Genomic DNA, 13114 nt, shown 5'->3' with positions numbered 1-13114 from the left:
TAGCAATCGATTAATGTAGACTAGATTATAAATTTTAAAACATAAATAATGAGTAATTATTTTAAAACATACCCAGACAGTGAAGGGTTTTTCGACGGTTATGGAGGTGCTTTTATTCCGCCGGCCTTAGAGGTTGAAATGAAAAAAATAGCAGATGCTTACCATACCATTAGTAAATCTCACAACTTTATACAAGAACTGCGTAGCATACGTAAACATTATCAAGGGCGACCAACACCAGTGTATTATTGCTCGCGTTTGTCTGAAAAATATGGCGGACGCATTTATTTAAAACGTGAAGATTTAAATCATACCGGTGCTCATAAATTAAATCACTGTATGGGGGAGGCTTTACTGGCTAAGCATTTGGGTAAAAAGAAACTTATTGCAGAAACCGGTGCGGGACAACATGGTGTGGCTTTGGCTACGGCAGCAGCCTATTTTGGATTAGAATGCGAAATCCATATGGGGGAAGTCGATATTAAAAAACAACATCCTAATGTGGTACGCATGAAAATATTAGGTGCAGAAATTGTACCTGTTACTAAAGGATTAAAAACCTTAAAAGAAGCAGTAGATTCGGCGTTCGAAGCCTATCTTAAAGACCCCGAAAACACCATTTATTGTATTGGTTCGGTTGTGGGGCCACATCCGTTTCCTATGATGGTTCGCGATTTTCAACGTGTGGTTGGAATTGAAGCTCGTGAGCAGTATTTAGAAATGACGGGCGAATTACCAGATCATGTTGTGGCTTGTGTGGGTGGTGGTAGTAATGCCATTGGAATATTCTCAGCATTTTTAGAAGACGACGAATGTCAAATCCACGGAGTAGAGCCTGCGGGACGTTCGTTAGATTTAGGAGATCATGCTGCAACCATGAAATTTGGTTCGCCGGGTGTTATTCACGGTTTTAAATGTTATATGCTAAAAGACGAACAGGGCGAACCTGCACCTGTATATTCGGTAGCTAGCGGATTGGATTACCCAGGCGTGGGACCAGAACACAGTATGCTTAAGGATACGGAAGCGGTGAATTACGACATTATTAACGATGAAGACGCTATTGATGCGTTTTACGAATTAAGTCGTTTAGAAGGTATTATTCCTGCTATAGAAAGTGCACATGCGGTGGCTTATGCTTTGAAATTGGCTAAAGCACATCCTCAAAAATCTATATTGGTGAATTTAAGTGGACGCGGTGATAAAGATATCGACTATGTGGTAGAAACTTATGGATTGCCAGACTAACTAAACATCGCTAATATTGGTCGGTGTACAAGCGATTAAGGCCATTAAGCTTACAAGATTCTGTAATGGATTTTGTAAGCTTTTTTTATGCTGAGAATTATGCTGAGGTGGATGCATTGTGTTCTAAAAATTAATATATTTAGATGGTCAATACCCACGAATACAGTCTGTTGCTGAATGGGGTTGAAGTGAATTTAAAAACGATACCGTCATGAAAAAAATAATTTTATGTATAATTAGCGTGTTTAGTGCTGTTGTAGTACAAGCGCAGAGTCTTATTGGTGCTTGGGAAGCCACTTCGGTAGCCAAAGATGGTCAAGCGTTAACGCATGTGTTTGTTGTTGTTGAAGATTACCAAGTGTTAACCACTTTTGTTACTGCCACAGGTAAATTTATGCACACCAATGGTGGGTCATGGCATGTAGATGGTGATACCTTGTACAGCACATTCGAGTTTAATACACTGCATACAGAACAAGTAGGAACTACATCGCGTACCAACGTACATCTTACCGAGAATGCGCTTAATATGGTAGACCACAAATTAACGTTTAAACGCCTTGACGATGGTACGCCGGGAGCTTTAGAAGGCGCTTGGTTAATGTCGGGTAGAGTTAAGGATGGCGAGACGCAGTTAAGAGATACTAGTGGCCCTAGAAAAACTATGAAAATACTATCGGGAACACGATTTCAATGGATTGCTTATAATACCGAAACCAAAGCCTTTATGGGTACGGGTGGCGGAACCTACACAACCCAAAATGGTGACTATGTCGAGCAGATCGGGTTTTTCTCTAAAGACGATTCTAGAGTGGGGCAACGTTTACAATTTAAGTACGAATTAATTGATGATGTATGGCATCATTCAGGGCTGTCTAGTAAGGGGCAACCCATTCACGAACTGTGGCGTTTAAGAACTGAATAAGCTGTTGTAACCTTATCAATCTAAATCTTATATCTTATAACAACAAGCGCATAGTCAATCATTGACACTAAAAGAAAAAAGACGAAAACATTTAGTTTTCGTCTTCTGGTTTTATAAGGGCTTCGTTGTATTTTTCTAAAAAGGCCTTTTGTCTGGCAATCATTTGTTGTCTGATTTTGTCGATATCCATAAAGTCATGTCCAAAATCACTTCCAAAAAAGTCATCATTAAAGTAATGCTTACTAAATATGGAGTCGTTGGTAAACACATGTTCAAAGCCTTGATTTTCAAATCCCGAAAAATTGGTAAAAAATCTCGATTTCATATGTTGCAGCAAACTATCTCTATCTGCCGCCGAAAGCTTGTCTAAAGTATCGTACGACGACCACGAATAGATACTGTCGTAGCGTATTAAATTTCCATCGGCATCGAATTCTTTATTCACATTCCAAGACCCTTTAGGCTGTTCTACAGTGTTTTTGTCACGTTTCTGTATTTCGGGTTCTTGTCCGTTGCAACTCACAGTTAGTAAGCTCATCATGGCTAATAACACATATGTTTTCATCATTGCATTGTTTAGGTTACACTTCGTTTTCGAGGTCTCGAAAAGCTGCTGTATAAACCACCAGTTTCCATACTCTTAATTAATTTGTTTTGATGGAAAATTTCTACTTTCCGGTCTCCACGTGCATACCACACACATTCCAAATAATTATCGTAATCTATACCACCAAGTAGCGGGTCGCGTTTGGGTACATATTTTAAAACTTGCATTTTTGGAGTGGTCAGTTTTCCTCTAACTTTAACCCAATCCCCAGATTTAAATTTTCTTGGCATAACATTAAAATTTTAAAGGGTTAACATCTGTTATAATATAGCGGAGACCGCATATACGGCCTCCAGCTATAGTGTACACTTTAACTAAGAGATTTGCGCTTGTATTACGAAATGGTAATACTTCTAGCAGGCTTTTGTTTGGCTTCTTCTTTTTTAGGTAATGTAACGCATAAAATACCTTCTTTATAAGTCGCGTTTATCTTTTCGTCGTTTACACTTTCTGGCAGCGTAAAGGTTCTTTTGAAAGACGAATAGCCAAATTCTCTGCGTGTGTAATTATCTTCTTTGTGTTCGTTTTCCTCTTTTACCTCTGTAGAAATGGATAGTAACTGATTGTCTAAATCGATATGGAAATCTGATTTTTTAAGACCAGGAACAGCCATATCTACAACAAATGCATCGGCAGTTTCTTTAATGTTTACTTGTGGCAAAGTCATGCCAGTATTAAAGTTAGAAGAGAATACCGATGGTAGATCACGATTAAAGACATCGTCTAACCAAGTTGATAAAGTTGGGAAATTTTGATTTGAATTTCTGTTCGCTAAACTTCCATTTTTAGGAACACTTACTACATTGCTCATAACTATAAAATTTTAAATTAAACATATTTTCAAATGTGAAATCGTCTTGATTTCGATGACTATAAAACAAAAAAATACCAAATTGAAAACGGGCAGAATTTCTCTAAAAATTATCTTAATAAAGGCCTGATTCGGTGTCATTTTTTCAGAAACCTTGTCAATTTTTCATTTTTATAAATGTCAGTTTGACATTTTTAAAGTAGCCCACTTTGGCGTTCCCCTTGGCCAGTGTGTTACGACTTAAAGTCTGCCAGAAACGGGCAACTGTATCGTCTATTTTTTTATGTAACTAATAATCGATTTAAAGCAATAAAACATGCATGTAGTAACTCGCTATATTAAGGGCATACACACATGTATTGTCTTTTTTTTTGAAATCTGTTTAATGGTGAATTTGACACATCCTGACACAAATTGACACAAATTGAACAGTATTGAATGTTCTAGACACAAATTAGGCGTGTAATAGGGGTTTTCTTCGAGTCTTGTTCGGGTCTTGTTCGATAGTGCTTCGAGTGTGTATTTAAAAAGTAGACCATTTACCGAACTAGACCCGAAGGCGACTTAAACACCACCCGAATTAAGGTCTGCCTTTGGAGCCGCACCTATGCTTTTATGCTGAAGCATTTAAGAGCAGTTTTAGAATATGAGATTAAAATGGTGTGGGGGAGCGGTGGACTTTCAAAACTTTTAAGTGTCAATAAATTATAGATGGGGTTTTGTAGAGATGTTTTATATTTGAGATATATAGTGCATATGTGCTATATATAATAGTTGTAAGTAATTTGAGAAAAACGCTAACCATATTAATTTCATTGAGTTTCGGACTTATTTCCTGTAAATCAGAAAAGAAATATTCGGACTTTAATGAATCGGACTTTTACGAAGTTCAAGGAATTATTAATTATGCGAATCCGACAAATGACCCTTTCGATAGTACGACGGAAAAAAATGTGAGTTTCACCTATTTTTTAGACCGACCAAATCCGAAAACGGGAATTGAGAATAACTTGGAAATGTTTGAAGCTCAAAACGGATATCCTTTAATAGTTCTTGTACATAAAGAAGACGAAAACATAAGTTTTTATGGTCGAGTTGGAATTCTAGAAAATTTGAACGAAAAGGAAAAAGAATTTCTATCTAAACACATCGAAAAAGAAATGTCTAAGCTAAAGAAAAAGACACCTGAATATATTTATAACGCACTAATAAAAGACTCTGTTAAAGAAAATAAAACGGACAAAAAATAAAAAACTACTTACAACACCGTGTAAAAAACATTGCTTATTTTAGTTAAGCCGTTTGGTCGTTGCTTTGTTTGCTAGCATCTGATTTTCCTTCGGAAAATCCTCGCACTCAAACACGCAACGTTCCTTACACATAAACGTTAGCTTTAATACTCTAGGACATTGCAAAACAGCAAATTTTCGGTTTAAAAAAGTCCTTTAAACTAAATCTGAATTGAAAATATAGAATTGAATGAGATTAACTATAATATCTTTAATCGCTTTAACTTTTTTCTCAAGTTGTGTCGAAAAAGAAACTACTGATTCCGAAATGTATATTGGAACATACAGAATAATGGACCAAATGGTACCTTATCCGTACATAATTCAACAAAAAAAAGATTCTGTATTTCTCTATGATAATAAAGGAAATGCTGTTGATAAAATCATAAATAATTCAATTAAAAAGAATAAAGAAATCAAGTTCAAAGAAAAGCACCTAAAAATCCTAAATAAAAAAGAAAATGAATTCCTTGCTTTTGATTTACTAGACACAATAAACTTTAGAACATTTAAAAACGGAAAACCTAGCCCTAAAAATAGTGCTAAATTCGAGAAAATTACATTAAAAAATAAACTTGACTTTCAAAAAGTAAAAAAAGGAATAATTAATTCCATTTGGAAATATGATGTTGTTGAAGACGAGAATAATAATCCAAACAATGATTTAGATATTGAAGAGGTATTATATTTCAAAAATGATAGCTTAAACATAATTACAAATTATTACTATCAAGATTTAAAAATAATTTCCGAGTATGAAACAAAAACATACAATATTTTTGAAATAGATAATATTTACTTTCTTTCACTTCAAAAAGAAAGTAATAATCCACAACCTATTTATCAAATTATAGGATATGATTTGAATAAAATTGAACTAAAAGATTATTCTTCAAGAGACTCTAAAACTATTAGTTTTTATAAGGCTTCTATAGGCGTTGAAGATTTTGAAAAACTAGCTAAAAGCACTTCGAGTTATTCAAATTGTTTTGATGGATTTCAAGCAGAATATTACCATAATGATGTAAATTATAAAAAAGGTAATGAGTATATAATAAAATATGTTAATGAGAATATTCCAAATAATGAAATAAACTCTGGATATTTAATAGTTCACTTTAATATAAATTGTTTTGGAAAAGTTGGCGATTTTGGTCTAATTCAAATGAACAGAGATTTTAAAGCAACATCTTTTTCAAAAGAACTTGTAAATCACGTACTTAAAAAAGTAAGTAAATTGGAAGATTTTCCACCTTCAAATTCTCAATCTGAATGGCTCGAATACAAAGACGTACACGGTTTTTTAATGTTTAAGCTTGACAATGGTAATATCATAGATTTATGTCCATAAAACAAAAAATAATTAGTTTAGTTATACTATTTGTAATCTGTAGTTGTAATAAAAAAACAACTACAGATTATTCGTCATTGGATGAAAGTAAAAAAGAAGAATTAGCAAATTGGTATCACGAAATGTCAAACTATTTTTATCAACCATCAGAACTCTATAGAACATATAAAGACTCAGCTTTAGCAGTACAACCAAATAATGTAGATTTAAGACAGAGACTTTCTTATTCATACAAAAAAGTTGGAGAACATATTAAAGCCATGGAAGTCTTAAACAAAGCTGTTGAAATTGACACAGCAAATGGAAAGGCAGATGTATTAGAATATAGAGCTTGGACTCTTTTATACTATTATAGAGATTATGAAGGTGTCGTTAGAGATGTTGACTTAATCGAAAAAATTACAGGTAATTCTTATAATTCTTGTTGGGGAGAACCTTGTGGTTTTCACAAAGGCCAAGCTTTATATAAATTAAATAATTTTAAAAAAGCTATTGAAACATTTGAAACAGTAAATTCAGAAGAAGAAAAATTAGGGTTTGATATCAATGACAATTATATGATTTTCTTTTATATTGGAAGATGTTATTCAGAAATGAAAGATTATAAAAAGGCTATACTTTTCTATGAAAAATCCCTAGCATCAGTAAAACAATTTCCAGAAGCGTATTATCAATTAGGTTTGATTTATAAAAAATTAAATAATTATGAAAAAGCTAATGAAAATTTCAAATTAGCAAAAGAGTATATTGATTATAGTATGAATGAACCTTATGTTGAACGTTTTGACGAAGTTTTTCAATATATGATAGATAACGAACTGAAAGAATAACTGATAAAAAAAGCACTAAAAGCCAACAACGTATAAAATTAATTGCTTGGTTCTCGCTTACTTACGAAAATCTTCGAGGATTTTCTATTCAGTTTTTATTTGCTAAATTAGGTGCTTAAACACGCCACAAATCATACACAAAACCGTTGACATTAATTAGAATACTCGTATGAAAATAAGAATTTTAATTTTATTTTTAATCACAATTTTAACTTCTTGTAGTAGTCCACGCGTAATTAAATTTGATGAATCATATAGTAATTTAACAAATTTAATTTATACAGAACCTATATATGAATTTGCTTCACAGGAGGAAAAAACTTCTAAAAGTGGCCAATATTTCATGAAATATACGAATCAAACTCTTGATTCAATTTTTACAGTAGATTCTTTAAAATATAAAATTCATAAAAAAATTGCTATAAAGGATAAAGATAAACTTACTGCTACACTAATTCCAAAACTAAACAAAATAATAGAACAAATACAGTCTCAAAATTCAGTAGAACAAATAAAGATTCCGAAAGAATTTTACTCATTGAATGAATCCCAATTTTTAATGTTTACACTTATAAAACCTAATTTAATATCGAGTGATAAACGATATCCAAATTCTATTGTTTTAAGACCTTCAACTAATTCGTTTTTTGTTCAATTTAGTGAAGTTTATATTTTTATACTTGACTTTAAAAAAGACAAAATAGCATTTTATGGAAATTCATCAGGTAAGTTGAATAATCTTGGGTATAGAAAAAAAATTATAAAGGATATAAATTCCATATATGATTTGATGAAGGAGTAAAAAATAACTATTGCTAACTTAAGAAGTATATAATTTATTATTTGTTCTAGCCCATTTAAGAATATCTTCGCGGATTTTCTATTTGGTTTTTATTTGCTAAATTAGGTGCTTAAACACACCACAAATCATACACAAAACCGTTGACATTCATTGACCAACGAATTTAAAATCGAAAATTTAAAAACAAAATTTATATATTTACTTTTCTAATAAAATTTGAGAATATGGAAACTAAAAAAAATGAATTTTTGATTGATAATATTATTAATAAATACCAAAATTTATCTCATAATGAAAAATCATTAATTAACTTTTCAACTATGATATTATTAGTCGTTTTTGCAATTGGAGCTATTTATAATATAGGAAAAGCATTTGGAGAATTTTTATTTTACGTGAATAATTAAACTTTTAGTGATTCTAATTAAAAAAATGAATCAAAGTAAAGTGTTTTATTTTTAGTTCGTTTGTGGAATCGACAACTAATAAAAAACATAAAGGCAGTTTACACCAATGGCTATAATTAATTACGGTTAAATTCCTTATCGCAATTCAACGCAAATTTGCTATCTTTCAGCTACGGTGGAATATGAATCCTACGGATTTTTCTGCAACGAAATCATACACAAAACCGTTGGCAACACTGTAAAATAACTTATAATCATTGAATTTAGATGAGTATATTTCCATTTAAAAAAAGCTTAAATCCAAAATAGAGTGAGAATTAAGGAAACTGCCTTGGGACGTAGATTCTGAAAAAATCATTCAATTACTAGAGCCGACAATTGGAATTAAAGCTAAAAAGATAAATTCAAAAATCGGAATTGGTAAATCTAAATTTGGAGGTTTACCAGATTTATTAAAAGAAATGGAATGGCCAAATCTAAATGGTTTTCCGGTTTGCCTTTTTAGGACAAATAAATCTATCTGAAATTTAGTTTGATAAGTTTAATTCTCTGCCAGAGAATGGTTTGTTATTATTTTTCTTTTCGATCAACCAAGATGATTATTGATATGAAAACCTCAAAGATTTGCATCGAGTAATCTTTATTGAAAAATTATCGAATTTAGAACAAAGAAACTATCCTGAACAATATAGCGATTTGGCAAAATTTAATGAATGCGAGATTGACTATTTCGAGCAATTCAGTTTGCCATCTTATCAAAATTATAAAATCCTAGATTTAAATTTTACGGATGAAGATGACAATCTCCTATTTGAAGCATCAGAAATTATAAATGAAATAACATTAGCAGGGGAAGATATTGGACATCAGATATTGGGAAATGCACAAGCTGTTCAAGGCGATGCATGCTATTCTTGGGCTTTACAATCTATAGGACATAAACTAAAAACTTTATCAGAATTAAATATATCAGACCAAAATAGAGTTTTAGAAAATCAAAAAAACATAAGACTTTTATTGCAAATCGATATGTTAGATAACATACCTAATTTATCAAAATTTGGAGCTAGTGGAGGCATATATTTCGGTATAACAGAAAATGATTTAGCAAATGGAAATTTTGAGAACACGTATTTTGAACTACAAAACTCATAAAGCTTAGTTACCAATAAGGTATTGTGATAAAAATTAATTAAAGACGGCTCTTGCAAGCTCTAATATTAACTAGTATTACAAACGTGACTTAAACACGACCTGAATCTTGGTGTGCTTTTAACCTGATGCATTTATGAGCAATTCTAGAACATGAGATTAAAATGGTGTAGGGGAGCGGTGAACTTTTAAGTGTCAATAAATTATAGATGGGGTTTTTGTAGAGATTTGTTATATTTGAGATATATAGTGCATATGTGCTATATATAATAGTTGTGCCTAATTACGAAATGAGCAATAAACAAAGAAAAAAAATACTGACAGACCATAAAAAAGTGGGAGCTAAATTAGTTCCACCTTTATTGTCTGTAATGGGAGAAAGCGACTATTCTTATGTCGAAAAAGGAATCCCGCAAATTATATGGATTGCTCTTTTAAATAAAAAGTTTGGGTTAAAAACTGGAATATCTATCTCATTGGAATTTGTTCAAATTATTGATTGCTTAGAAATAAAGAAAGATGTTCCGTATAATATAAGTTGGTTTTCGGACATAAAAACAGAAGATATATCTAAAATCAAAGACAATTTAACATTGGCTAAAGTTTTTGATAAAATTAGAGATGGTCTGAGTCCTCTCTTAAATGTCTACTCAAAATGTCCATTATGTAAGATTTTTGGTTCTGATAATCATTCTGAAAATGACATTTCAACAATCAAAGAAACTTTATTAGAGCTTTATGATAAGCATAGTAGAGAATCAACTTTCGCTTTAGCAAATACTGTTTATTATATGGGAATGTGCAAAAAATTACATATTGTAAAAAATTCACATTTAGACAATCTGGAAAACTTGATTCATTATCCAAAAACAGAAGAATCTAAAATAATAGCAAGTATGATAAGAGCAACTACTAATATGCTTTTAAGTGATAATACTATTAAAAATAGTAAAGATTGGGTACATTATTTTTGGAATAGAGGATTAGAACTTGAGCCTTGTGCAATTTGATTATGGAAGAAAAAGGTTTAAATATTACTAGTTGCATAAATAATTACGTCGAAAACGTAAGGAGTTCCCTAAAAATAAGGTGGAATAAATGGGACAAAAACTTAATAGAACATAGCACTTATGAAGTAATTGGTGGAATTTTGGCTAGACAATGTTCTCTGGCTATTCAGTTATCAACTAATTTACAAATGTGGAACGAAGAAATTGCACCCATTATATTGAGAACAATGGCTGATAACCATATCAATCTTGCTTGGATATTAGTAAATCCTAAAGAGCATTCTGAAAAATTTATTATTCACGGTCTTGGTCAACTAAAACTTGACCTTGAACATAGAAAAAATAATTTGGACGAAACTATGAAAGGAGAAATAGAAGAATATATAGAGCGTGAAGAACAGTTCATTAATTCTCAAAAATATACTTTCCTAACAGAAGTAAATCTTGGAAGTTGGTCTGGGTTAAATACACGCAAAATGGCTGAAGAAGCTGGAATAATTGATTTTTATAATTACGTTTATCAACCATTTAGTAATTGCACTCACAGTACTTGGGCTCATATTTCAAAATATAATACGGATTTAAGCAAAAACCCTTTACATAAGTTTTTTAGACATCCTATAATCATCGATTTCGAACCACATATTAACTATTTAAATTTGGCGGGTAAATATTTGGACAAATCGATGAGAGAGTTTGATAGAGTTTTTAAATTAAATATAAATGAAGATTCAGCTTTTGATATTCTTTTAAAGGAATTGAACGAGTTGTCATCAGAAAAAAATAACTAGGCACAACAATGGCTATAAGTAATTGCTTGTTCTCGCATACTTCTGAAAATCCTCGCGGATTTTCAGTTTGGTGTATACTTGCAAAGTTAAGTACCAAACTACGCAACTACTCATATACAAAACCGTTAGCATTTATTGTGACCCGTCCTGAATAAAGGCTACATAATTTTAAACATTATGTACAAAAATGACAAAGTAATCAGACGGTATTCAGAACCTTTCAAACTGAAAATTTTAGCCGAACTTACAACCGGTAAACACACAAAGAGCGAACTTTGTAAACTCTACTCCATTGCTCCTACAACGGTCAACGAGTGGATTAAAAAGTACAATCGTAAAGATCTAATGAACACCAGAGTAAAAGTGGAAACAAAAGACGAAATATCTAGAATTAAAGCACTTCAAAAAGAGATTGAACAGCTTAAAAAACTACTGATTAAAAAGGATTTAGATACTTTGGTATTAGATTCATACCTTGAGGTAGCAGCCGAAGACTTAGGCTATAAATCGGTTGCTGAACTAAAAAAAAAGCTAAGTATAAAGCCTTAATTAAAGCCAAAGAGAAATCCAAGGGATTTACATCTTTAACAACTATAACACGTTGTTTTGGACTTAAACGTGATGCGTATTATAAATACAAATCTAGAGCTGATAAGCGGTTAATACAGGAACAACAAATTATAAAAATAGTCAGTAGAAAACGTAAATCCCTTCCTAGAGAAGGTGTGCGTAAACTCATTAGATCGTTAGACAATGAGTTTTACAAAGCCAATCTTAAAGTCGGCAGAGACTCTTTATTTAGCGTACTTAGAAAGTATAATATGCTTACACTAAGAAAGAAAACCAGTGCCAGAACTACAAACTCTTATCATCGTTTTTATAAATACAATAACCTGATAAAAGATATGGAAATTACAAGGCCAAATCAGGTGTGGGTAAGCGATATTACCTACATAAGAACCATTAAAGGATTTTGTTACTTAGCACTAATAACAGATATGTATTCTAGGAAAATCGTAGGATATGACCTAAGTGATAGCCTAGAATTAAAAGGATGTGTCAGAGCTTTAAACAAAGCTATATATCAAGCTAAAAACACAAAGAAACTTGTACATCACTCCGATAGAGGCATACAGTATTGTAGCAATGTATACACGCAAATATTAAAAAGAAAAAAGATAGATATTAGTATGACTGAAGAAAATCATTGTTACGAAAATGCTATGGCAGAGCGGGTAAATGGCATACTAAAAGATGAATTCTATCTTGACCAAACCTTTGATAACGTGGCGCACGCCAAGAGAGCTACAAAAAATGCAATTAATCTATACAACGAAATAAGATTACATTTATCTTTAGATTATAAAACACCTAATATGGTATATAAATTATCAGCTTAAAAACAATTTTAACCTGTAGCCATATTTCAGGACAAGACATTGTGAAAAATAATTTTGCATTCACAAATAATTGACCAGAATTTTACTCTTGTGGGATAAAATAAAAATATAGATTATGAATAAAAAACTTAAACAAGTGATATCAGTTGTAGCAATTGTTTTTATTATTGCTATCGGTTATTATTTCCTAAAAGGATCCTTTTCTCCATTTACTCCGAATTGAAGTCAGAACTGATTCGTTTTTGAAAGAAATAATAAAGAGATGTAGGATTTCCAATACGCTCGGAGCAGAACAGAACGGATTTTTGAGTAAGTTTGTGTAGATGGACTTCACTCGGTCGGGGTTCCCAATCTTAGCGAATTTATAAAGGAAATCGGTTGAATTTCTTACTCAATCGGAATTCTATACATTAGGAAACGCAATGAATAATGCATACTCGGGCGGAAAAAACAAATGCTAACAACACCTATAATTAATGCGGGCTTTGGGT

The 13114-nt window shown here is 31.8% G+C and carries 15 protein-coding genes; 12 read left to right on the top strand and 3 right to left on the bottom strand.

All coding sequences use genetic code 11. From position 1 onward, the window contains the following. The first annotated feature begins 48 nt into the window (after positions 1-48). Both trpB and BN863_RS09100 read left to right on the top strand, forming a co-directional pair. Positions 49-1248: a tryptophan synthase subunit beta gene (gene trpB / locus BN863_RS09105; protein ID WP_038529764.1), complete on the top strand. Its 1200-nt coding sequence runs from the start codon at positions 49-51 to the stop codon at positions 1246-1248. A gap of 211 nt (positions 1249-1459) precedes the next feature. Further along, complete coding sequence (locus BN863_RS09100) at positions 1460-2173, top strand: hypothetical protein (RefSeq protein ID WP_038529763.1); 714 nt, start codon at positions 1460-1462, stop codon at positions 2171-2173. A 91-nt stretch (positions 2174-2264) separates the two neighbouring features. On the opposite strand, the gene BN863_RS09095 is transcribed toward BN863_RS09100, so the two are convergent. The 3 genes from BN863_RS09095 to BN863_RS09085 all read right to left on the bottom strand — a co-directional run bounded on the left by BN863_RS09095 (position 2265) and on the right by BN863_RS09085 (position 3591). Next, a complete protein-coding gene (locus tag BN863_RS09095; protein ID WP_242404091.1) occupies positions 2265-2741 on the bottom strand; it encodes a hypothetical protein in 477 nt (158 codons plus the stop codon). Between the two features lie 8 nt (positions 2742-2749). Then, a complete protein-coding gene (locus tag BN863_RS09090; protein WP_038529762.1) occupies positions 2750-3010 on the bottom strand; it encodes a hypothetical protein in 261 nt (86 codons plus the stop codon). A gap of 104 nt (positions 3011-3114) precedes the next feature. Further along, positions 3115-3591 (bottom strand): Hsp20/alpha crystallin family protein, encoded by a 477-nt coding sequence (locus BN863_RS09085; protein WP_038529761.1) that lies wholly within the window; start codon positions 3589-3591, stop codon positions 3115-3117. A gap of 785 nt (positions 3592-4376) precedes the next feature. On the opposite strand from BN863_RS09085, the gene BN863_RS09080 reads away from it, so the two are divergent. The 10 genes from BN863_RS09080 (at position 4377) to BN863_RS09035 (ending at position 12623) form a co-directional block, all read left to right on the top strand. Next, positions 4377-4841 (top strand): hypothetical protein, encoded by a 465-nt coding sequence (locus BN863_RS09080; RefSeq protein ID WP_148304594.1) that lies wholly within the window; start codon positions 4377-4379, stop codon positions 4839-4841. 229 nt (positions 4842-5070) lie between these two features. Further along, positions 5071-6231: a hypothetical protein gene (locus BN863_RS09075; protein ID WP_038529759.1), complete on the top strand. Its 1161-nt coding sequence runs from the start codon at positions 5071-5073 to the stop codon at positions 6229-6231. Next, a complete protein-coding gene (locus BN863_RS09070; protein ID WP_038529758.1) occupies positions 6222-7061 on the top strand; it encodes a tetratricopeptide repeat protein in 840 nt (279 codons plus the stop codon). The genes BN863_RS09075 and BN863_RS09070 overlap by 10 nt, the downstream gene beginning before the upstream one ends. Before the next feature lie 169 nt (positions 7062-7230). Then, the gene (locus tag BN863_RS09065; protein ID WP_038529757.1) at positions 7231-7863 is read left to right on the top strand and encodes a hypothetical protein; all 633 of its coding nucleotides are present in this window, start codon (positions 7231-7233) and stop codon (positions 7861-7863) included. A gap of 224 nt (positions 7864-8087) precedes the next feature. After that, positions 8088-8270: a hypothetical protein gene (locus BN863_RS09060; protein WP_038529756.1), complete on the top strand. Its 183-nt coding sequence runs from the start codon at positions 8088-8090 to the stop codon at positions 8268-8270. Positions 8271-8894: 624 nt separating this feature from the next. Beyond that, the gene (locus tag BN863_RS09055) at positions 8895-9425 is read left to right on the top strand and encodes a DUF1963 domain-containing protein (protein ID WP_038529753.1); all 531 of its coding nucleotides are present in this window, start codon (positions 8895-8897) and stop codon (positions 9423-9425) included. A 287-nt stretch (positions 9426-9712) separates the two neighbouring features. Next, positions 9713-10432, top strand: coding sequence for a hypothetical protein (locus tag BN863_RS09050; RefSeq protein ID WP_148304593.1), 720 nt, complete (start codon positions 9713-9715; stop codon positions 10430-10432). 2 nt (positions 10433-10434) lie between these two features. After that, positions 10435-11223 (top strand): DUF5677 domain-containing protein, encoded by a 789-nt coding sequence (locus tag BN863_RS09045; RefSeq protein ID WP_038529749.1) that lies wholly within the window; start codon positions 10435-10437, stop codon positions 11221-11223. Positions 11224-11400: 177 nt separating this feature from the next. Continuing rightward, complete coding sequence (locus BN863_RS09040; RefSeq protein ID WP_038529377.1) at positions 11401-11772, top strand: transposase; 372 nt, start codon at positions 11401-11403, stop codon at positions 11770-11772. Further along, positions 11772-12623, top strand: coding sequence for an IS3 family transposase (locus BN863_RS09035; protein ID WP_038529380.1), 852 nt, complete (start codon positions 11772-11774; stop codon positions 12621-12623). The genes BN863_RS09040 and BN863_RS09035 overlap by 1 nt, the downstream gene beginning before the upstream one ends. Positions 12624-13114 lie beyond the last annotated feature (491 nt).

This window comes from Formosa agariphila KMM 3901 (genome assembly GCF_000723205.1).
GTDB classification, from domain to species: Bacteria; Bacteroidota; Bacteroidia; order Flavobacteriales; family Flavobacteriaceae; genus Formosa; species Formosa agariphila.
This window is presented reverse-complemented; position numbering and strand designations above follow the sequence as displayed.

Coding starts and splice junctions, on each gene's coding strand:
- trpB (WP_038529764.1), top strand. CDS start 49: ATGAGTAATTATTTTAAAACATACCCAGACAGTGAAGGGTTTTTCGAC.
- BN863_RS09100 (WP_038529763.1), top strand. CDS start 1,460: ATGAAAAAAATAATTTTATGTATAATTAGCGTGTTTAGTGCTGTTGTA.
- BN863_RS09095 (WP_242404091.1), bottom strand. CDS start 2,741: ATGATGAAAACATATGTGTTATTAGCCATGATGAGCTTACTAACTGTG.
- BN863_RS09090 (WP_038529762.1), bottom strand. CDS start 3,010: ATGCCAAGAAAATTTAAATCTGGGGATTGGGTTAAAGTTAGAGGAAAA.
- BN863_RS09085 (WP_038529761.1), bottom strand. CDS start 3,591: ATGAGCAATGTAGTAAGTGTTCCTAAAAATGGAAGTTTAGCGAACAGA.
- BN863_RS09075 (WP_038529759.1), top strand. CDS start 5,071: ATGAGATTAACTATAATATCTTTAATCGCTTTAACTTTTTTCTCAAGT.
- BN863_RS09070 (WP_038529758.1), top strand. CDS start 6,222: ATGTCCATAAAACAAAAAATAATTAGTTTAGTTATACTATTTGTAATC.
- BN863_RS09065 (WP_038529757.1), top strand. CDS start 7,231: ATGAAAATAAGAATTTTAATTTTATTTTTAATCACAATTTTAACTTCT.
- BN863_RS09060 (WP_038529756.1), top strand. CDS start 8,088: ATGGAAACTAAAAAAAATGAATTTTTGATTGATAATATTATTAATAAA.
- BN863_RS09050 (WP_148304593.1), top strand. CDS start 9,713: ATGAGCAATAAACAAAGAAAAAAAATACTGACAGACCATAAAAAAGTG.
- BN863_RS09045 (WP_038529749.1), top strand. CDS start 10,435: ATGGAAGAAAAAGGTTTAAATATTACTAGTTGCATAAATAATTACGTC.
- BN863_RS09040 (WP_038529377.1), top strand. CDS start 11,401: ATGTACAAAAATGACAAAGTAATCAGACGGTATTCAGAACCTTTCAAA.